Annotated in this window: 19 protein-coding genes, 1 tRNA gene and 1 pseudogene; 10 read left to right on the forward strand and 11 right to left on the reverse strand. The window is 61.5% G+C overall.

The features are described 5' to 3' along the window. The first annotated feature begins 34 nt into the window (after positions 1-34). The 6 genes from PSEMO_RS21265 (at position 35) to PSEMO_RS21290 (ending at position 4553) form a co-directional block, all read left to right on the forward strand. Positions 35-1270, forward strand: a complete 1236-nt coding sequence (locus tag PSEMO_RS21265; protein WP_075804935.1) for a methyltransferase — start codon at positions 35-37, stop codon at positions 1268-1270. 720 nt (positions 1271-1990) lie between these two features. Beyond that, positions 1991-2066 (forward strand) — tRNA-Thr (locus PSEMO_RS21270). A 198-nt stretch (positions 2067-2264) separates the two neighbouring features. After that, positions 2265-2501 carry a colicin E3/pyocin S6 family cytotoxin gene (locus tag PSEMO_RS21275; protein ID WP_075804936.1) on the forward strand — a complete coding sequence of 79 codons (237 nt, stop codon included), beginning with the start codon at positions 2265-2267 and terminating at the stop codon, positions 2499-2501. A gap of 9 nt (positions 2502-2510) precedes the next feature. After that, positions 2511-2822: a hypothetical protein gene (locus PSEMO_RS21280; RefSeq protein WP_075804937.1), complete on the forward strand. Its 312-nt coding sequence runs from the start codon at positions 2511-2513 to the stop codon at positions 2820-2822. Beyond that, the gene (locus PSEMO_RS21285; RefSeq protein ID WP_256721166.1) at positions 2822-3751 is read left to right on the forward strand and encodes an ImmA/IrrE family metallo-endopeptidase; all 930 of its coding nucleotides are present in this window, start codon (positions 2822-2824) and stop codon (positions 3749-3751) included. The genes PSEMO_RS21280 and PSEMO_RS21285 overlap by 1 nt, the downstream gene beginning before the upstream one ends. Before the next feature lie 112 nt (positions 3752-3863). After that, positions 3864-4553 carry a DUF421 domain-containing protein gene (locus tag PSEMO_RS21290; protein WP_075804938.1) on the forward strand — a complete coding sequence of 230 codons (690 nt, stop codon included), beginning with the start codon at positions 3864-3866 and terminating at the stop codon, positions 4551-4553. Positions 4554-4561: 8 nt separating this feature from the next. On the opposite strand, the gene PSEMO_RS21295 is transcribed toward PSEMO_RS21290, so the two are convergent. Further along, positions 4562-5014: a DUF2442 domain-containing protein gene (locus PSEMO_RS21295; protein WP_075804939.1), complete on the reverse strand. Its 453-nt coding sequence runs from the start codon at positions 5012-5014 to the stop codon at positions 4562-4564. Between the two features lie 187 nt (positions 5015-5201). On the opposite strand from PSEMO_RS21295, the gene PSEMO_RS21300 reads away from it, so the two are divergent. Next, positions 5202-6215 carry a DNA topoisomerase IB gene (locus PSEMO_RS21300; protein WP_075804940.1) on the forward strand — a complete coding sequence of 338 codons (1014 nt, stop codon included), beginning with the start codon at positions 5202-5204 and terminating at the stop codon, positions 6213-6215. 36 nt (positions 6216-6251) lie between these two features. Here the strand turns inward: PSEMO_RS21300 and PSEMO_RS21305 are convergent, their stop codons facing one another. Continuing rightward, on the reverse strand, positions 6252-6569 hold the full coding sequence (locus PSEMO_RS21305) for a DUF3077 domain-containing protein (RefSeq protein ID WP_075804941.1): 318 nt from the start codon (positions 6567-6569) through the stop codon (positions 6252-6254). Positions 6570-7061: 492 nt separating this feature from the next. Here PSEMO_RS21305 and PSEMO_RS21310 point away from each other — a divergent pair, with 492 nt between their 5' ends. After that, a complete protein-coding gene (locus tag PSEMO_RS21310) occupies positions 7062-8207 on the forward strand; it encodes a Fic family protein (protein WP_075804942.1) in 1146 nt (381 codons plus the stop codon). Here PSEMO_RS21310 and PSEMO_RS21315 read toward each other — a convergent pair. The 5 genes and pseudogenes from PSEMO_RS21315 to PSEMO_RS21335 form a co-directional block, all read right to left on the reverse strand. Next, a pseudogene (locus tag PSEMO_RS21315) lies at positions 8185-8457 on the reverse strand (type II toxin-antitoxin system HicB family antitoxin); the annotation flags it as partial. The gene PSEMO_RS21310 and the pseudogene PSEMO_RS21315 sit on opposite strands and share 23 nt — an antisense overlap. A 387-nt stretch (positions 8458-8844) precedes the next feature. After that, positions 8845-10134 (reverse strand): hypothetical protein, encoded by a 1290-nt coding sequence (locus tag PSEMO_RS21320; protein ID WP_075804943.1) that lies wholly within the window; start codon positions 10132-10134, stop codon positions 8845-8847. A 19-nt stretch (positions 10135-10153) separates the two neighbouring features. Further along, a complete protein-coding gene (locus PSEMO_RS21325; protein ID WP_075804944.1) occupies positions 10154-10543 on the reverse strand; it encodes a nuclear transport factor 2 family protein in 390 nt (129 codons plus the stop codon). A 66-nt stretch (positions 10544-10609) separates the two neighbouring features. Next, entirely contained in the window at positions 10610-11911 is a 1302-nt protein-coding gene (locus PSEMO_RS21330) for an NAD(P)/FAD-dependent oxidoreductase (protein ID WP_075804945.1), read from the reverse strand. 33 nt (positions 11912-11944) lie between these two features. After that, complete coding sequence (locus PSEMO_RS21335) at positions 11945-13360, reverse strand: APC family permease (protein WP_075804946.1); 1416 nt, start codon at positions 13358-13360, stop codon at positions 11945-11947. Positions 13361-13587: 227 nt separating this feature from the next. On the opposite strand from PSEMO_RS21335, the gene feaR reads away from it, so the two are divergent. Next, positions 13588-14526, forward strand: a complete 939-nt coding sequence (feaR, locus tag PSEMO_RS21340; RefSeq protein ID WP_075804947.1) for a transcriptional regulator FeaR — start codon at positions 13588-13590, stop codon at positions 14524-14526. Positions 14527-14553: 27 nt separating this feature from the next. Here the strand turns inward: feaR and PSEMO_RS21345 are convergent, their stop codons facing one another. Next, positions 14554-14805, reverse strand: coding sequence for a helix-turn-helix transcriptional regulator (locus PSEMO_RS21345; RefSeq protein ID WP_075804948.1), 252 nt, complete (start codon positions 14803-14805; stop codon positions 14554-14556). Positions 14806-15172: 367 nt separating this feature from the next. Continuing rightward, positions 15173-16453 carry an OprD family porin gene (locus tag PSEMO_RS21350; protein WP_075804949.1) on the reverse strand — a complete coding sequence of 427 codons (1281 nt, stop codon included), beginning with the start codon at positions 16451-16453 and terminating at the stop codon, positions 15173-15175. Between the two features lie 470 nt (positions 16454-16923). On the opposite strand from PSEMO_RS21350, the gene PSEMO_RS21355 reads away from it, so the two are divergent. After that, complete coding sequence (locus PSEMO_RS21355; RefSeq protein ID WP_075804950.1) at positions 16924-19011, forward strand: TonB-dependent receptor; 2088 nt, start codon at positions 16924-16926, stop codon at positions 19009-19011. A gap of 159 nt (positions 19012-19170) precedes the next feature. On the opposite strand, the gene PSEMO_RS21360 is transcribed toward PSEMO_RS21355, so the two are convergent. Together PSEMO_RS21360 and aguA are read right to left on the reverse strand one after the other, a co-directional pair. After that, on the reverse strand, positions 19171-19371 hold the full coding sequence (locus tag PSEMO_RS21360) for a hypothetical protein (RefSeq protein ID WP_075804951.1): 201 nt from the start codon (positions 19369-19371) through the stop codon (positions 19171-19173). Between the two features lie 194 nt (positions 19372-19565). Further along, on the reverse strand, positions 19566-20675 hold the full coding sequence (gene aguA, locus PSEMO_RS21365; RefSeq protein ID WP_075804952.1) for an agmatine deiminase: 1110 nt from the start codon (positions 20673-20675) through the stop codon (positions 19566-19568). Between the last annotated feature and the right edge of the window lie 120 nt (positions 20676-20795).

Genomic DNA, 20795 nt, shown 5'->3' on the forward strand with positions numbered 1-20795 from the left:
GCTGGCCATGCAACCTGAACCTGTGGGGCAGCACATGGAAAACACCCAACTCCTCCCCCGCTTCCAGGCCCTGGACCAGTTCCTCCGGGAACACCACAACCTCTGGCACCCGCGCCCCTTCACCAGCCTGCAACTCCCCTGGGAAGCTGATTACCCAGACCTGGCCGAATGGCTGCGCAACCAATCCCTGGACCACGCCGAATCCGCCCACAACGACCCCTACAGCGTCCCGGCCCCGGCGCCTTATCCACAACTGGCCGCCCTCGCCCGGGAATTAGCGAGGGTCGATGACTTATCCACAGTCCCTTTGACGCCAGCCAATCCGCGTCTCAACGTCGACGTCCCCGGCCGTAAATGGCAGCAGATCGAAGCCTTCGCCGCCCACTTGGACTTTGCCCGGCGTCCTCTGCATTGGCTGGACTGGTGTTCCGGCAAAGGCCACCTAGGCCGCCGACTGCTGGGGTCCGAGCAACACCTGACTTGCCTCGAATACGATCCTGCACTGGTCGCCGCCGGAGAACAGCTCAGCCAGCACCACCACCTCCCGGCCGAGCACCTGTTGCAGGACGTCATGGCCGCCAGTGCTGCCGAGCAGATCACTGCTGACCACACACCGGTGGCCTTGCACGCCTGCGGCGACCTCCACGTTCGCCTCATTCAGCTCGCCACTGCCAAAGGCTGTGCACAACTCGCCATCGCCCCTTGCTGCTACAACCGCACCTCGGGTCCGAACTATCAGCCGTTATCCACAGCGGCTCGTGCTTCGACCTTGCAACTGGACCTCGACGACCTTGGTCTGCCGCTCAGTGAAACGGTCACCGCGGGCAATCGCGTCCGCCGCCAGCGCGATCAATCCATGGCCTGGCGTCTCGGCTTCGACCTGCTGCAACGGCAACTGCGCAACAGCGACGAGTACCTGCCCACACCCTCGTTACCCAGCGCCTGGCTGCAACAACCTTTTGCCGACTACTGCCAGCACCTCGCCGGGCTCAAGGGCCTATCCATAAAAGACGGCGTTGATTGGTCCGCCCTCGAAGCGGCCGGCTGGCAACGCCTGGCCCAGGTCCGCAACCTCGAACTGGTCCGCAACCTCTTCCGCCGCCCGCTGGAGCTATGGCTGGTGCTCGATCGTGCGCTCTACCTACACGAACAGGGCTACAACGTCCGCCTCGGCACCTTCTGCCCACACCCACTGACCCCGCGCAACCTCATGCTACTGGCCGAACAACCTGTGGATAAGTCTGTGAGCAACTTCACGGTTCCAGAGTGAAAACAGTTCTGCTCTGCGGGCAATCCGGACTTGAGTGATTTTTCCGAACCTGTTAAACGCCTGAGAAAACAGCTGTTTGCGGGGTCGTCAATGCGGCGAGGTAGCGCACTTGCATGGGGTGCAAGGGGTTGATGTGGTTTGTGCATAAGCGTTAAAGCGAATTAGGCGGGGGTGGTTCAGATCGGGTTGGGCGGGAGGTGGCTGGAATCGCGCATAAACCCGTTCAAAAGCACGACGCGGACACTGTGGGAGCGGGTTCACCCGCGATTACGCCAGTGAATCCACCACCATAATCCCAGGTACCCCGCCCGGGATTGCCGGCTGGGACCTCAATGGAGACCAACGACAGATTTCTGTTGCCGCTGATGCCCTCATCGCCGGCAACGCCGGCTCCCACAGTGTCCTGAGCCAGCCGCAGAACTTGTGCCCGCCGAAGCCCCTGTGGAAGCTGGCTTGCCAGCGATTGCAATGGTGAATCCCCCACCAAAACCCCGCCAAACCAGCGCCCTGCTTGACCAGCCCCAATCTCCACAATCACCGAAACCCAGGTAGGAGCGAGGCTTGCCCGCGAAGGACCGCAAAGCGGTCCCCAACCTCCGCAGCACTGCCCAGAAAACACCCAGCCCAAAACGCCAAAAGCCCCGATCTACGGGGCTTCCAACACGATTTCAAGGAAGAGGTTTACAGAACCAAACCGATCGCTATAATAGCGCGCCTACTGCCGGTATAGCTCAGATGGTAGAGCAACTGACTTGTAATCAGTAGGTCCCGGGTTCGATTCCTGGTGCCGGCACCATATTAGGTTTCAGTAGTACTGAAGCCTGCGAAAACCCGCCTATTGGCGGGTTTTTTCGTTTTGGCGTCTTATCTTTATTCTGCTACAGCTCGATACGAATTTGATCGAACAGGCGCGGAGCTTCAGAAATCACATGCGATAGAATCCCATCCCTCAGCGGCGATCATGCCGGTCCCACGTCGGGAAAAGGAATGTTGGATGGGCGGAAAACCCCGGCCTACTCCCTCGATTGTCAGCGGTCTACCCGTTGCGTTTGTGGAAGGGGGTCGCAAGTACTACTTTGATGCCAGAACTCAGCGATATTTCTCATGGGATTCGCTGCACGGGGAGTTCGAGGTATTTGACCGACGCGGCTACCACCTCGGTTCGGTCTGCCCTGAGACAGGCATAGCCCTGAAGCCCCCGGTCCGTGGGCGTCGGATCAAACCGAACTGAGAGGTTCATATGAATTTTGTCGAGCTTTGCCTGGAAGGCGACGTGCTGGAAGAGGAAATCGATCGATTCGTCGAGGACTGGCATGAAGGGCGCGCAGGCGCAGACATGGAGCTGCACGAATACCTCGGCATGAGCTGGGAAGAGTACCAATTGTGGGCAACGACGCCTTCCGTTCTGCCTTTTGTGCTGACCGCCAGGAAGCGCGGCACCTCGCTTCGACAGGAACTGGATCAAGACAGATTCACGATGGCGGCCCGGGCAAGCTCGGTAGGTGAAGCCGCCAAGGTGGAAGCCTGGCTACGTAGCGCTGGCAGGATCTGATGGCGCCAGAGGAGAAAATGGCACGAAGGGTTCTAGCCATTCGCGGACTCCTCCCCCCTTTTGATCTCGACGCACTTGCTGCCGAGTACGGCGATCTAGACTACCTCAATCTTCCCTACGGTGTTGACGGCATAACCATTGGCATCGGTGGCGAACAGCGCCCCCAGATTCTCGTCAATTCCGCCGCGGCCCCAACGCGCCGAAAATTCACCCTGGCTCATGAAATTGGGCACATCGTCATTCCCTGGCACACCGGCACCATCGTCTCGCACCTTGACCCGGGTCACGCGGACGCTGCGTATGCACAGATGGAAGCCGAAGCCAATCGCTTTGCTGCCGAACTGCTGATGCCTTCGGACTGGCTGGCTCTCCAGTTCGAGCGAGCTGGAAGCGTGGAGAAGTACTTCCGCACAGTGCATGCGACAGCAGGCACCTCCCAGGAAGCGACGTTCTACAAGCTTTTCAAATCCTTGCCATCGCCTGTGATCTGCCTCCAGGTCGACAACAGCTCTCGTCTGTTGAAAGCAAAGCGCTCTCCAACAGCGCCGTATTACCAACCTGAAGAGGGGGCCTTGATCGATCCAGCGTACTTCGCAGCAAACAATCGCTATGAAACGTTTGAGATCGATGGGCAATGCTATGTGAGTTGGACATTCATCGGGCGAGATATAGCAGAAATCGATTCACGACCTTGGCGGGAAATCTACGGCACTATCCTGGATGACACCGGGATGAGAGCGAACCTTCAAAGCATCAACGCTGTACTTGCCGGCGCATTCAACAAGTCCAGAGCGCTGAGCGAACAGGATATCTGTGGGGCCATCTACCGGGCGTTTGATAACTACCAGCAGTATGGGCAGGTAGTGAACCATCCACTCTTCGAGCAGTACGTTATCAAGCGGGTTAAAGAGTTGAAGCAGCGTCGTTAACTGACCCGCAAGCCCGCCCGATGCCCGGCTGAGCTCTCTAACCAGGACCACTTGAACTAAAAGCACTCAACAGGGGGCTAAGCCATTATCAGCCACTGACTCCGCCGCCCACATGACCGCTTTCGACTGGCCCCGCATGCTCCTCGACGACCATCCCCTGGCCTTCCTCGGCGAAGTCATGGTCCGCACCCTGCTTGCCTATGCAGTGGTCTTCATCTTCCTCAAAGTCGCCGGCCGCCGCGGGGTGAAACAGCTTTCCCTGTTCGAACTGGTGGTAATCCTGACCTTGGGCTCTGCTGCCGGCGACGTGACCTTCTACCACGACGTGCCGATCCTGCCGGTGCTGATGGTATTCGTCGCCATGGGCATCGCCTATCGCCTCACTACCCGCCTGTTGAGTCGCTATCACCACCTGCAACGCTGGCTCGAGGGAGAGCCTTTCATCCTGATCCGGGATGGCCGTTTCGAACTGGAAACCCTGAACAAGGGCAATATCGCCCACGACGAATTCCTCATGGAACTGCGCCAGGGTGGCGTGGAGCACCTGGGCCAGGTGCGCCTGGGCATCGTCGAGATCAACGGCGGCGTCAGCCTGTATTTCTACGAAAAGGACGAAACCCGCCCGGGCTTGCCCGTCTTGCCGCCGAGCCTGAAGGCAGTGCATCACCAGCCGGAGCACGACGGCTTGCACGCCTGCTTTCACTGCGGGGAATTGGCGACGCTGCAAGCAGGTCAGAGCCTGCAATGTTCGCGCTGTTCCGAACAGTGCTGGGTGCAGGCATTGAGCAACGCCAGGGCCTGAGCGAGCAGTCAGGCAGCTTTCTGCTCCAACGCCTCCCACCCAAGGCAGGCCAACGCCAACGTTCTTGGCACAACTTCACGCCCGCTGCTGTACCTGCTAATACTCCGGGCACTCACGCCAAGTGCATCAGCAGCCTGTTCGAGCGTCATCCGATGCCGCAGCCGCCAGCGGATGAAGATCCGGGTGTTTTCATCGGGCGCAGTCTGGGCAAGCGCGTCCAGCAACAAGGTGTCTGCGCCGATCTGGATATCCAGCGCTGGCCATTCAACAGTCCATCCCCCGTCACCTAACGTGGCGCCTTCGAATGCCTTGCCTTTGGAAAGAGGTGCCAGCCCTGGATACGCTGCAAGCGCATCGCTCATGTCGAGTTCGAAGCGCTGACCGTTGGTGAAGACCAGTTCCAAGCGCTTGCCCGGATGCGGCTGAACAGCCCGAAGGCGAGGTCGTTTCATTGATGCCATTTCATCCACTCCTTTATTGGCCCAAGCGCCTCTCAGTCCAAGGCTGCCCAGCAGCCTAGGCGACTCTGCCCCCAACTCACCCAGAAAATCGTCGCGAAATATGACTCCCCCAACGAATCCCTTGAACTAAATCCCCTCCAAACCGGGCTAACCCAATACCAGCATCGTTCCCAAGCGAGCCCCCAAAGTGAGCGACCTCCCCCTCCTCCCCCCCGGCCTCCACTACGTCGACGACACCGCCCCCGGCATCACCCGCCGCAAGCTCCGTGGCAAGTTCGCCTACTTCACCCCATCCGGAGACCGCATCCGCGACCAGTCCGAAATCACCCGCCTCAACGCCCTGGCCATCCCCCCGGCCTACACCAACGTGTGGATCTGCCCCGACCCCGCCGGCCATCTCCAGGCCACTGGCCGCGACGCCCGGGGCCGCAAGCAATACCGCTACCACCCGCGCTGGCGCGAGATCCGCGACGCGGACAAATACGGCAGCCTGCTGGCCTTCGGCAAAGCCCTGCCGGACCTGCGCGCCACCCTGCAACAACACCTCGCCCGCCCCGAACACAGCCGCGAGAAGGTCATGGCCACGGTCATCCACCTGCTCGACGAAACCCTGATCCGCATCGGCAACGCCCGCTACGCCGAGCAGAACCGCTCCTACGGCCTGACCACCCTGCGCAACCGCCACGTCGAGGTGACCGGCAGCACCATCCGTTTCCATTTCCGCGGCAAGAGCGGCATCGAGCACGAGGTCAGCGTCAATGACCGCCGCCTGGCCCGGATCATCAAGAGCTGCCTGGAGCTCCCCGGCCAGCAACTCTTCCAGTACCTGGACGAACACGGCGAGCGGCATAGCGTGACGTCGAGCGATATCAACCGGTATTTGCAGGAACTGACCGGCGCCGAGTTCACCGCCAAGCACTACCGCACCTGGGCCGGCAGTGCCCTGGCCCTGACCCTGTTGCGCGAGCTGGAATGGCAGCCGGAAACCGCGGCGAAGAAGCATGTGGTGGGGATCATCAAGGAAGTGGCGGCGGAGCTGCGCAACACCCCGGCCGTGTGCCGCAAGTGCTACATCCATCCGGCGCTGATCGAGGCCTTCCATGCGGGAGAACTGGCCGGCCTGCGCATGGCCGCTGCGCGCAAGGGACTACGCGCGGAAGAGAGTCTGCTGATGCGTTTTCTGGAAAAGTTGCCTGTTTAAGAAGGCTCACCCGCAGGCGAGCCTTCCCGTGCCGAGCTACTGGGCACTTACCCGCAATCGCCCCATTTCGATGCCGTCGATCACCGCATCCACCAGGCCTTTAGCCATTTCCGCCGAATACAACGACGAGAAGAGCAGCCCGTTCTTGGGCACGTCTTCGGCGAATTCGGTGAGTTGCTGGAGGGTGTCGTAGATCCCTTTTATCAACAGGGATGCATGGACCAGGGCATCTTCCGTGTCGATTTCCGCACGGACGGTGAACATCGGGGTATGGCCAGCCTTGCAGTGCCCGAAGGCGACCATGGCCGTTTTGCCAAAGATGGCGCGGGGTGGATCTGGAACGATCTTGTTCATGGTGAAACTCCCTACTGTGATTCGATCCGCCACCCGCTTGCGACCAAACAATAGGGTGGCAACTGTACGCAGGTTGGTCGACCGGACACAGTAGGAACCCGGCAGGGCCGAAGCCCTCCTACGCACAGCTGCCATAACACGGCATTGCCGACGTTGAGAAACGTCAGCAAAGGGAAGTCAGGCATCTGCACGACTACTGTGTAATTCCAGGCGACCAAACCCGGATCGCCAAACCGCAGCGACCGCGAGAGCCTACATTTCATCTCCGGGTCAGGCAAGGAAACAGTGCCCGCAATGAGTGTCAGGCAGAACCGGGACTCAGGTTTTACGACGGCTTCGCCGCCGTTCGCGAGCAAGCTCGCTCCCACACCGCCTGCTTTGACTGAGATTGATGCGGGGTCAGGACTTGCCAACCCCCGTGAGCCGAATAAACTTCCTATTCGGCTCACTAAATGAGCCGAATAGCATACGTATTCGGCTCAGAGGCAAAAAATGGCCCCCACCTGGATCTGGCAACACCCGCAATGGCCAGCCTTCACTTGGCAAGCAGATCAACTCACCGACCTGCTGCGCCAGTGCGTCCGCCAACAGGGCCTGCTCCTGGGCAAGATGGGCTCGGTAGACGACGAGCAAAGCCGCCAGAGCATGCTCGACGCCCTCCTGCAAAACATCCTCACCTCCTCCGCCATCGAGGGCGAAACCCTCAACGCCAGCTCCGTCCGTTCCTCCCTCGCCCGCCGCCTGGGCGTGGAAGAACCCGGCCCGACCACCGCCCGCAGCGAAGGCCTGGCCGAACTGATGCTCAACGCCATCGAGCACGCCGACCAGCCCCTGACGCTGAAGCGCCTGTTCAACTGGCACGAATTGCTGTTCCCGAATCCGGAAAACGCCCTTGCCCACCGCCCCCTGCAAGTCGGCAGCCTGCGCGGCGACGAGCCCATGCAGGTCGTCTCCGGCCGCATCGACCGCCCCACTGTGCATTTCGAAGCCCCACCTCGCCTCGGCCTCGAAGATCACCTGGCAACCTTCATCGACTGGTTCAACACCGACTCGAAAACCCTCGACCCGCTGCTGCGCGCCGGCATCACCCACCTGTGGTTCGTCACCCTGCATCCCTTCGACGACGGCAACGGCCGCCTGACCCGCGCCCTCACCGACCTCGCCCTGGCCCAGGGCGACCAACAGGCGATCCGCTTCTACGCCATGTCGGCGAGCATCCTTGAGCATCGCCCGGCCTATTACCGCATCCTCGAGCAGACGCAGAAAGGCTCGCTGGATATCACCGACTGGCTGAGCTGGTTCCTGCAAATCCTGCTGGACTCCATAGCCCAGGCCCTCGCCACCATCGACCGGGTGCTGCACAAGACACGGTTCTGGCAGGCACACAGAGAAACGCCGCTATCGGCCGAGCAATTGAAGGTGATCAATCGCCTGCTGGACGGCGGCGCGAAGGGATTCGAAGACGGGATCAACGCAGCGCAGTATCAGGCCGTGGCCAAGGTCAGCAAGGCCACGGCCACTCGCCATCTGGCGGATCTGCTGGATAAAGGTGTCCTGGAGAAGCTTCCGGGGGGTGGTCGGAGCACGCGTTATCGGGTGACTGAGGTCAGGAGCCAGCCTTGGCAATGTATGGAGTGATGTCGATTTCCACCAGAGTCCATACGCCGCCAGCGTAATTGGGGTCAGTCTGCCAGGTCTCGATGGAGGTGCCTTGCGGTAAAGAATCGCCATCGGCGACCAGCGCTTCGAAATGCAGGGCCAGCGCTTCTTGAGCGTTACCTATCGCCTCGTCGACAGTTTCGCCACCACTGAAACAGCCTGGGACATCGGGGATGGTTATGCCGTAGTCCGAGTCGGGGTCCTTGTGGATAACGATGGGGAATTTCATGGAGGTTCTCCGGTAGATGTTGGCCGGATAACCATAGGCAGATCACATATTCATCACAGCCCTGAAAAGCTGGTTTTGTGTATGCAGTTTTTTCCAGGCAAGAAGCTGAATCTGTGTTGTAACCAAGGGCCTCATCGCCGGCCACGCCGGCTCCCACACGACCGGGTACACCACGACCTTGTAGGAGCTGGCTTGCCTGCGATGGACCGCGTCAGCGGTCCCAAGACCTGTCACGCCGCATCAATGGATGAATACGATCAGGCCGTCGCGGTGAAGATGAGACCTCACATGAAAGAGACTCGTGCAGGATGGTTTTGGGACCGCTGACGCGGTCCATCGCAGGTAAACCAGCTCCTACACCGGTCGTGGCGGTCTCAAGTACTGAACTCAGAACCCAAAGACCAACAACACCTGCCCATACACATTCCCCCGCGCCGTCCCAAACTGACTCCCACCCGCCTCCGCGCTCCGCGTCGGCTTGTAATACCCCACCAACGGCAACACGCTCCAGTGCTCATCAACCGCCCATTCGGCATATACATCCAGCTCCCGCGCATCGCGATTGCCGAGGCTGCGGTCGATCGTGTCGAAGTCATAGAACAGCGCCCCGACATTCACGCTATCGCTCACCGCCGCCTTGACCCCGACATGCTGCACCCGGGTATTGCTGTTGAACGGCCCGGCATAGTTGGACGCCACCTCGCCCTGGAACCAGGTCCCCAGCGCCCGGCCATTACCGTAGAACAACGGGTCATAGCCTTCCGAGAAGCGGCTGTAGCGGTAGTTGACCACCGGCCTGCCCGGCAACTGCGAGAAGGTCCAGCCCGCCTCCAGGTACCACGCACTTTCCTGCCCGCCAGACTTGCGCTCCCAGGCATGCTCCCCCGCCAGGAACAGGTCGCTGACCCCGGCATTGCCCTGCCCGCGCACGCTGTAGAGCTTCATGCCCTTGCGCTCGGGATAGAGGATGTCGGCCAGTTCCTGATCGGTATCACTGACCTTGATCGCCGTAAGCCCCACGGTCCCAACCTCGACCACATGCTCCAGCGTCGCCACGGACAATTCAGGCCTGGCCTGTGCCGGGTTGTCGGACTTGAGCCACATCAGGTCACCACGCCAGCCCTCCTTGCCACCCCAGCGCACAATGGCCGTCTGGTCGAAGGCCTTGCGCCCGGTGAGGTAGTAGGCGCCACCGCGATTGACCTCGCCATCGAGCAAGCCCTTGCCGATATTCAGTGCGTCGCCAGAGATCAGGAAGCCATCCCCGACCACCACGTTCTGTCGCCCGCCAGAGATTTCCAGCAGGTCACTGCGCCAGCCGAGATAAGCGTTCTCGACCTTGGTGGTGCGCTCATCCCCCACCGTCCAGCCCGCCGCGTCGCCATCCCCAAAGCTGGCACTGCTGACCCAGTCGAGCCCGCCAAACACTTCACCCGCCGCAATCCCTCGGCGTTTGAACTCGACCCCATAGTGCAACGTGGCTTCCTGCCAATTGACGCTGCCCGCCTCGCGCATGCCGGTCTGTGCATAACTTTCCCCGCTGTGGAAAACCCCGACGGCGCCCTGCACCTTGGCAGACAGTTCGGTGTCGGTGTCTTCGTACAGCGTGACCGCTCCGGCCATCGGCGAGAGCGCAAGAAGCAGTGGCAGGGATGCCTGTAATTGTTGTTTTCGCATCGTCAGTCCCCAGGAAAAGTCAGGCAGGAATTTCGCCTTCGGCGTACATGTCGGCAACCACGCGCCAGTCACCGCCGATCAGGCGCCAGACGAACAGGCTCTTCATCGAGAAGGCGTCGCCCGCCAGCGGCAGCACGCGCCAGGTAACCCAGGTGTAGGCCGCGCCCTCGCCCAGTTCGGCCAGGCGGTCGATACGGATCGAGGCACCACGGGAGTCGTTGACCAGCACGGCCAGCAGCGCCTGCAATTTCTCGGTGCCGTGGTACAGCGCATCGCTGCCGGCGCCGGTGATCTCGGTGTTTTCCGTGTACAGCTCACGGACGATGGCGTTGCCGTCGCGGCGCTCCCACAGCTGTTGCAGCAGTTCGAGACGGGCTTGCAGGGCATTTCTCAGGGCAGCATCAGGCATGTTCGAATCCTCTCGGTCGAAGTTGGAGGCCCCCGGGTGGGGGCGGTCGGGAAAAGGCGTCGGCGGTCAGCGACGACCGTTGCGGTAGCCGGCGAGCTGGTGGCTGACCTTGCCGAAGGTGCAGATCAGGTTGCGCAGGCTGTCCTTGGCCGGGATGCGCGTGCGCGGGATCGCGCTCATCACGTCCCAGTGCCGCGAGCCGGTGGTCATGCCGTCGGCCACCACCTGGCTGATGACATGGCTCGGCGTCACGCCAAAGCCGGAGTAGCCCTGGACGAAGTAGGCATTGGGCCGTCCCGGCAAGGTGCCGATCTGCGGGAACAGGTTGGCGGTGCACTCCATCGGCCCGCCCCAGGCCAGATCGATGCGCACCGGCTCCAGGTACGGGAACACCTTGAGCATCAGCTGGCGGTTCCAGTCCTTGAGGTCGTTGGGGATGTATTCGAGCAGCCGCGTGGCCGAACCGAACAGCAGGCGGTTTTCGTTGGTCACCCGGTAGTACTCGATGACCGGGCGGATATCGCTGAACGCCCCGCGGATCGGGCTGATCTGCTGGATCAAAGCCTCCGGCAGCGGCTCGGTGACCAACTGGAAGGCGTAGGTATTGACGATGCTCTTGTCCAGCTCCGGCTCCATGCGGTCGAGGAAGGCGCCGCAGGACCAGAGGATCTTCTTCGCCCGCACCGAGCCCTTGGCCGTACGGATATGGATGGTGTCGCCGTAAGTCACTTCCAGCACCGGGGTGTTTTCGTAGATCCGCCCGCCCAGCGCCACCAGCGCCTTGGCCGAACCCAGCAGCATGTTCAGCGAATGCAGATGGCCGTTGCCCATGTGCTTGAGGGCGCAGGTGTAGACCTCCGAACCGACGATGCTGCGCACTTCGCTGCCTTCCAGATACGCGATGTCGTGGTTCGGGCTGAGCTGCTTGAACTCCTTTTCCCACGCCTGCAGCAGCTTGCCCTGACGCTTGTTGAAGCCGAGGTAGCCGTAGCCGTGGCGGAAATCGGCGTCGATGCCGTACTTGGCGATGCGCGACTGGATGATGGACGAGCCGAGGTCGCTGATCTCGAACACCGCCTGCAAGCCCTCGTCGCCGACGCTTTTGCGGATCTTCTCCAGGTCGTGGCCGATGCCGGCCATGATGTGCCCGCCATTGCGACCGGAGCCGCCAAAGCCGAGGTAGCGCGCTTCCAGCACGACGATATCGGTGACACCGCGCTCGGCCAGTTCCAGGGCGGTGTTGATCCCCGAGAAACCACCACCGATGACGACAACTTCAGCGTCCAGATCCTGCTCAAGATCAGGAAACTTCAGGTCGTACTTGCGGGTAGCGGTGTAGTAGGTGGTAGGGGTTTCGACGGACAGCATGGGGTCACCTTGTTCTTGTCATGCGGGAAGCGGTTAACGGGATATCGCGCCTTCGCCAGCCTGACGATCCTGCAGGCGGCGAACGGCGTAGAGCACCAGCGAGAGCAGCAGCACACCGATGCCGGTGGCGACTTCCTTGATGCCGCCGTAGCCCGCCAGCTCGGCAGAGGCGGTACCGACCACCACCACGGCGGCGGTGAACAGGCTCAGTACCCAGGCCACAGGGATCCAGCCACGGCCCAGGCGCACCGGGCGCGGCAGGTCGGGTGCATCTCGGCGTAGCAGGATGAAGCCGGACAGGGCGAAGAAGATCGCCACCAGGTAGCCGATATTGGCGGTCACCAGCATGGCCAGCGGCGAGGACAGCAGGAAGATCATCGCCAGGTTGAGCACCACCGCCACGCTCATGCAGCGCCCCGGCACCTGGTGCTTGTTGAGGGTGCCGAGCTGGCGGATGGTCAGGCCTTCCAGGGCCATGCCGTAGAGGGCGCGGGAACCGTCGGCGAGGGCGGCGTTGAGGCCCATGAACAGGCCGACCAGCAAGGCGGCGATGAAGAAGTCGCTGAAGCCGTTGCCGACCACGGCGTTGAAGGCATCGATATAGAAGCCGCTGGGGTTGGCCAATGCGGTTTCCCGGTCCACCAACCCGCCGAGGCCGAAGGCGACGGCGGCGAACACCAGCACGGTGTAGGTGCCGGAGGTCAGCAGGGCCAGGCGCATATCGCGCTGGCTGCGGTATTCCGGGCCGAAGGCGGCGCACATCTCGGTGCCGTAGGCGCTCCAGCTGACCAGGAACAACCAGACCAGCGCCGTGCGCCAGAAGCTCCAGTCCAGCACCAGCGGTTCGTCCAGGGCGTGACGGAAACGCTCAAGGCTCCAACCGTCGCCAAACACCGGCGACACCGCCAGCACCAGGATCGGCACCAGCAACAGCGCGCCCATGTACTTGGAAACGGATGCCGCCATATGCACGCCAAGCCGGTTGAACTGCCAGAACACCAGCAACAGGCCGGCGCCGATCACTTGCGGCAGGCCGACGCTGAGCGGGCCGAAGCTGTAGCTCCAGGTCTGGTCGGCGAACCACTGCGCCTGGATCAGCGCGCCGGCACTGACGCTGACGATCGACAGCACGGCCGACCAGCCCAGCCAGTAGCCGAACGACGCCAGCGGGCCGACCAGGGTGCAGCGTCGGCGCCAGCCTTCGGTGGCGATCATGGCGATGCCGCCGGGCTTGTCCGGGAACATCGCAGTGACTTCGAGGAAGATCCAGTTCTGGCACGCGCCGATGGTCGCCGAACCGACCCACAGCGCCAGGGCGCCGATCGGGCCAAGCACGCCGAGGGCGAAGCCGAAGGAGGCGAAGATGGAGCCGGACACCGCCATCGACAGGGCGAAGGCATCGGTCCAGCGCAAGGTTTGCTGCAAATGCTGGCTGTTGTTGTTATTCATGGCCGGTTACGCAGTGGCGGAAGATGAGCCTCGATTAAAAGCCCTGCTCCGTTGCGCGACCACTGTTCACAGCGCCAGGCGCTTGGTTTGGGGTGCCAGCCGTCGCGGTTCGCGGCGGGCAACTTGATAAAGTGATTAACATGTTAGTAAATATGAAAAAGCTTCGGCGCCAGCCTGGACGGCGCACCACAAGAACAACACCGGTCTCAGCCGGCCCGAGGTGAAGCATGAATCTGCAGCACGCCAATCTGTTTCAAGGGCGCGAGGGTTTCGAGGTCTGGCATGGCGATCTGGCCAGCAGTTGCGGGACCTTCCATGTCGAGCCGCCCGCGGATCGCATCACCAGCTTCCAGGGCGCGGTCACCGCGCTGGACAGCCGGCGCAGCCGCATCGAAGGGGCGCGCATCACCAGCAACTGCTCCCACGTGCACCGCTCGCTGCGGGATATTCGCGGCGACGACAAGGACTTCTTCTACCTGGTGATGCAGTTGAATGGCGAAGCGCTGATCCGCCACAGCGACCAGGAAACCCGCCTGGGCCGGGGCGACCTGGTGCTGCTGGATGTGGCGCGGCCGAGCGATTTCTACTTTCGTGGCTTGAGCGACCAGGTGTCAGTGATCCTGCCGCGCAGCGAGGTGTTGCAGCGTTTCAAGGAACAGCGCCTGCGCCTGAACCAGCGCATCGAGGCGACTTCGGCGATTGGTGGCATGAGCGCGATGCTGATGAGCCAGTTGGTGGACAACCGCAATCTGGCCAGCAGCGAAGCCGAGGCCGTGCTGGACGCCATCCTCGCCCTGCTGCGCCCGGTACTGACGCCGCGCCAGGGCGAGCCTGTCGACACGCCACCGCCGGCCCTGATGACCAAGGCCAAGGCGGTGATCGAACGGCATCTGGCGGATGAAACCCTGAGCCCGGAACGCATTGCTTCGACGGTGGGGACTTCGGTGCGCAATCTGCACCGGTTGTTCGCCCAGTTCGAGACCAGTGTGGGGCGCTACCTGCTTGAGCGTCGGCTGAGCCGCTGCGCAGAAGCGATCCTGCAGAGCGAGGTGAAGATCACCCATATCGCGCTGAGCTGGGGGTTCAAGGATTTGAGCCATTTTTCCCGGGCGTTCAAGAGTGCGTTCGGGGTGTCGCCAAGTGAGTATCGGGGGCGGCGGGGGTAAAAAGGCGCAACCGCTGGAAAGCCCCGATCAATCGAACAGGTCATGCACCTCGTCCAAGGTAGGCAGCATCGCCGGAAGCACCTTGAGTTCGCAATCCAACGCGCCAAGCACTTTGGCGTAAGCGTACATGCCAACTGACAGGCTGCCCTTTTCCACGGCGATGACTTTCTGGCGGGTCAAATCTGCAAGGTTGGCGAGATCCGCCTGGGTCATGCCGAGATTCAGACGGCGTTGGCGAATCTGCTTGGAAAGGCGATAGGTCAGGAAAGCAGGGTCCATGTTCCATATACGTAACAATCAGGGGTCTATGTAACGTAGACGTAACTTGATGACCTTACAAGCATGGTGCCGGACTCATTCCCTGCAGTCGGCGAGGAACCCTGTAGGAGCTGGCTTGCCTGCGATGGACCGCAGAGCGGTCCCAAAACCTGCCACACCGGACATTCTGGATTGATGCGATCCACCCGGCACACCGAATCCGGGACCGGATAGGGCACTGAACTCGTGCGGGATGGTTTTGGGACCGCTGCGCAGTCCATCGCAGGCAAGCCAGCTCCTACAGGTTTTTGTGTCCAGCTCGCACTCTGTGCATGGCACACAAAAAAGGGGCCGCATCAGCGGCCCCTTTCCTACCTCAAAACCAGCATCAGAAGATGCTGATCGGGTACTCGACGAAGATACGGACTTCGTTGCCGTCGTCGTTGTAGCCGTTCAGGCGGACGCTTTCCGAAGTACGCAGCCAGGAACCACGCAGTTTCAGGCTCAGGTCCTTGGCAGGGCCTTCCTGTACGACGTATTTGACCTGGTTGAAGATCTCGCGCTCGGTGCCTTCGCCATAGCCGTGGGTGTTGATGTTGTCACCACGCACGTAGGCGATGTTGTAGGTCAGGCCCGGTACGCCGAAGGCGCCGAAGTCCAGACCGTAGGCGACCTGCCAGGAACGCTCGTCTTCAGCGTTGAAGTCGGACCAGTAGGAGTTGGCCAGGTAGATGGTCGAACCACCGTCACCCACGCCAGCGCCATTCTGGTACCAGCCGTACTGGTAGCCAGTGCTGCCGGTGCTGCGCTGGTGCGCCAGGGTGAACGAGTGAGGGCCGAAGGCGTAGGTGGCCGCCAGGCTCCAGATGGTGTTGCTATCACCGGTCAGGCTGGCCTTCTGCACGTACTTCTTGTCGATGTCCGACTTGTAGCCGTTGAAGTCCAGGGTCAGGGACTGGTCCTTGGCGATGGCGTGGACGTAGTTGACGCCCAGGTAGTGCTTCTTCAGCACGTCTTCGACATCGGAGGTGTACAGCGAGGCGGTCAGGTTCGGCATGAACTTGTAGCTACCGCCGAAGACGTTGATCGACTTCAGGTCGGTGTCACGCTGTTCGGTGGACTTGCGCGCTTCGCGAGTGTAGCGACCGGCGTTCAGCTCCAGGCCTTCGATCTCCTTGGAGTTGATCGAAGTACCGGTGAAGCTTTCTGGCAACAGACGAGCGTCGTCGTATTGCAGGACCGGCAGGGATGGCATCTGGTCGCCATACTTCAGCACGGTGTTGGAAACACGGAACTTGACCGCTGCACCGCCACGGGCGATGTCGTGCTGGGCGTTGCCGCTGTCGCCACGCTTGAAGAAGTCGATACCGCCACCTTCGTTGTGGCCGCTGCCACCGTCCAGACGCACGGCGTACAGGCCGAAGGCATCAACGCCAACACCAACGGTGCCCTGGGTGAAGCCAGAGGAGAACTTGGCAATGGCAGCCTGGCCCCATTGACGCTGGTCGTTGGTGTCGTGCTTCTTGTCACGATTCATGAAGCCGTTGCGCAGCAGCACGTTGGCGGTGCTGTCTTCGACGAAGCCTTTCGACTCGGCTTGATCGTTGGCCATTGCTTGAGTAGCGACCATGAGCCCCAGTGCGAGCAGACTGATCCGGGTTTTCAACATCTTGTTTTCCTTATTACGTGATTTGATACGCACTGCAGCCAAACGCCAGAACCACGCCCCCTGCGTGGGTTGACGCTCACGGACTGAAAATAAAAGGCCCGCATGCGAGTGATCGCAGCGGGCCTTTTATTATTAGTGTCTTGGCCGAACGGCCTGCAGGCGCAGGGTCCGAATCCTAGCCGCGGGCAGAACGACATGTCAAAAGTTCGTGAAGAGATGATGGCAAATTTCATGTTTTTCTGCGTTATCGTCGGAATTTCTTCTATCCGAAAAGAGATTCGGTCGCGAGAACTGTAGGAATTTGCCGGAAACGTCAGGAATTTCGGTAACACGGAAAGGATTCAGCCTGGAGACATTTAGATACAAATAGCCGAGAAGATTTCCTACAAAGAATTAACGTTTGCAAATGCCAAGCATTATCATCCGCGAGTTTTCAAAACATCCAAAAACATCGCCGGATATCCACCCACATGCCTTCCCCCTGCCGCCTTTCTTCCCTTTCCCTGGGGCTTTCCCTGTTGTTCGGCTCCAGCCTGGCCATGGCTGCCACCACCAACCTGCCTGAAGTGTCGGTCACCGCCGACAGCGAGGCCGAACGCGATGATCCGCGGGTCAAGGAGGTCACCACGGCCACCCGTACCTCGACCCCGGTGCGCTACGTGCCGCAGGCGGTGGATTCGATCAAGACCAGCAACGTCCTCGACTACGGCACCAACGAGCTGGGCAAGGCCCTGAGCGGCCTGCCCAACGTCAGCAGCGGCGCCGACACCCGCTTCGACAGCGTGCGCATCCGCGGCTTCGACGCGAGCAACGACTTTTACCTGGACGGCATCCGCGACGACAGCCAGTACGTGCGCGACCTGCACAACATCGAGCGGGTCGAAGTGCTCAAGGGCCCGGCCGCCGTGCTCTATGGCCGGGGCAGCCAGGGCGGGATCATCAACCGGGTGAGCAAGGCGCCGGAGGCCGGACGGCGTTCCAGCATCGAAGTCCAGGGCGGCAGCGAGGACCTGCGCAGCCTGTATGCCGACCTGAGCGCCGACCCGAGCGAGAACATCAGCCTGCGCCTGAACCTCGGCGAGCGCGACAACAACAGCTTCCGCGATGGCGTCGACGGCAGCCGCCAACTGTTCGCACCGTCGATGAGCTGGCAACTGACCCCGGACCTGAACTGGCTGGTGCAGTACGAATACAGCCGCTACAACCGTACCCCGGATCGCGGTATCCCCGGCAACCCGCTGACCGGCCGGCCGCTGGACGTCAACCGCAGCACCACCTACGGCGACAGCGGACGCGACTACATCGATGACAAGACCGAGTCCCTGCGCTCACGCCTTAACTATCAGTTGAGCGACAACTGGCAACTGCGCCATACCCTCGGCCTGATCACCCTGGACAGTGACTTCGACAACACTTACCTGGTCGGTTATGTCCCCGCCACCCACCTGGTCACCCGGCAGCGCTGGCAGCAGGACCTGAACACCCGCAACCTGTTCAACAACCTCGAAGCCGAGGGCCGCGTCGACACCTGGGGCCTGGAGCACACACTGTTGATCGGCCTGGAGCTGGGCGAGCAGCGGCGTAATTCCCTGCTGCGCAACGGCAGCAACGTGCCGTCGGTCAACGCCTTCAACCCCAACCCCGCGGTGCAGCACACCGGGCGCATGAACATCTCGAGCAACAACCACACCGATGTCAGCAGCCGCGGCCTGTACCTGCAGGACCAGATCCGCCTCAACGATGAATGGCAGATCCTCGCCGGCGTGCGCCTGGACCGTTTCGAGGTGGACACCACCAGCAAGGTCAGCGGTCGCAGCGAAAAGCAGGACAGCACCGGCACCAGCCCGCGCCTGGGCATCGTCTATACGCCGTGGAAGGAACACTCCTTCTATGCTTCGTGGAGCAAGACCTTCTCGCCACCCGGCGGCGGCCTGATCGGCATCACCCCGGGTGCGGCGGGCAACACCAACGAGACCGACCCGGAAACCACCCGGCAGAAGGAAATCGGGGTCAAGAGCGACTGGCTGGACGAGCGCCTGAGCACCACCCTGGCCGTGTATGAGCTGGAACTCTACAACCGGCGCAACCGCGACCTGCTCGACCCGAACAAGTGGATCCTGACCGGCCTGCAACGCTCCCGCGGCATCGAGCTGACCGCTACCGGGAAACTGGCGGACAACTGGTATGTACGCGGCGGCATCGGCCTGCAGGATGCGATCATCGTCGACGACACCGAAGGCAACGCCGGCAACCGTGTTTCCGATGTGGCCAAGCGCAATGGCAGCGTGTTCATTACCTGGAAGCCGGAAATGGGCTGGTACGCGGAAACCGGGCTGACCTTCGTCGGCGAGCGTTATGCCGATACCCGCAACAGCATCGTGCTGCCGGGCTATGGCACCTGGGATGCACTGGCCGGGTACCGGACCAGGGACTGGGATGTGCGGGCAGCGTTGAGCAATATCACCGACAAGACCTACTACGCGTCGGCGACCAGTGCGGCGCAGATCCAGTTTGGTGATCCTCGCAGCCTGGTGGTGACCGGGACCTATAGCTTCTGACCTTTCGGGCCTCATCGCTGGCAAGCCAGCTCCCACATGGATCGCGTGCACCGCCGAACCTGTGGGAGCTGGCTTGCCAGCGATGGGGCCCTTGAGAGCACCCACAAAAAAGGGCAGTGCCTCCCCGGCACTGCCCTTTCCTTTTGCAACCTTCTCCCCTCAGCCGTGCCAGATGCCCGCCAGCGCATCGAGCTCGGCCTCGGTCATCAGCCCTGCCGGATAACGCTCCGCCAGCAGCCGCCGTGGATCGGTCTTCCTGACCCGGATTGGTCCATTGTGTTTCAACCACTGCGCCAATACCTGAAGCGCTTCATGGTTCATGACAGTCGGGTACGAAGCCAACTCACGTGCAGTATTCATTTCACACGTACTCCCCCAGAGGCGTGAGTTGAGCAAATTACTCAAGATTTGTGACAAATCCGTGGGAAAACACAGACCGTCCATCTCTTGTTACAACATTGGAATTAATACAAAAGCTATGCCATCAGGGAGCGCCGGCCGTCGTCCGGGCACAAAAAAGCCCGTCCGGAGACGGGCTTTTTTTTGACGTCAAATCAACGCTTTACCGGCGCCGGTTGCTGCTGGGTCAGGCAGTGGATATTGCCACCGCCCAGCAGCAGTTCACGACCGGGCACCATGACCACTTCGTGATCCGGGAAGAGGCGCGCGAGGATCGCTCTAGCCTCGGCGTCGGCCGGGTCGTTGAAGCTCGGGGCGATGATGCCGCCGTTGACGATCAGGAAGTTCACGTAGGACCCGGCCAGGCGCGAGGACGGGCTGCGCTCCTGGCTGCCGGCGACCATGTCGACGCCGTCGCACTCGTCCTGGGTGGCGTACATCGGGCCCGGAATCGGCATCTTGTGCACCACGAAGGTCCGCCCCTTGGCATCACGCTGGCTTTCCAGCACCGCCATGGCCGCACGGCAACGGGAATAGTTGGGGTCATTGGAATCATCGGTCCAGGCGAGTAACACTTCGCCCGGGCTGACGTAACAGCAGAAGTTATCCACATGACCGTCGGTTTCGTCGTTGTACAGGCCATCCGGCAGCCAGACGATGGTGTCCACGGCGAGGTTGTCGCGCAGGATGTCCTCGATCTGCCCGCGGTTCAGGTGCGGGTTGCGGTTGGCGTTGAGCAGGCATTCCTCGGTGGTGATCAGGGTGCCTTCGCCATCGACATGGATCGAGCCGCCTTCGAGCACGAAGCCCTCGGTGACATAACGCTCGCTACGCTCCAGGCCCATGATCTTGCCGGCCACCTGCTCGTCGCGGTTCCACGGTGCATACAGGCCGCCATTGAAGCCGCCCCAGGCGTTGAAGCCCCAGTCCACGCCGCGCACTTCGCCATTGTCGTTGATCACGAAGGTCGGGCCGGTGTCACGCACCCAGGCGTCGTCGTTGCTCAGTTCGACCACACGGATATTCGGCTCGCCGGCCAGGCGCGACACGGCATTCTCGTATTGCGCGGCAGACACGCCGACGGTCACCGGTTCGAAACGGGCGATGGCCTTGGCCACGGCCGTGTGGGCCGCCTGGGCCGGCTTGCCACCAAGGCGCCAGTTGTCCGGACGCTCCGGCCAGATCATCCAGACCTGGGTTTGCGGCGCCCATTCGGCGGGCATGTGGAAGCCATCGGCACGGGGAGTAGAACTCAGAGTCTTCATGGGGGCGAACCTTGGTGGATGTTCAAGTGAACGAATTTATATCCGATAAATATCGACAATGAAAGCCGTGAAATAAAATCATCACACATAAAAAAGCCGGTTAAACCGATACAAATCGAC

Origin of the sequence: Pseudomonas putida (genome assembly GCF_001941965.1) — a bacterium.
GTDB classification, from domain to species: Bacteria; Pseudomonadota; Gammaproteobacteria; order Pseudomonadales; family Pseudomonadaceae; genus Aquipseudomonas; species Aquipseudomonas putida_L.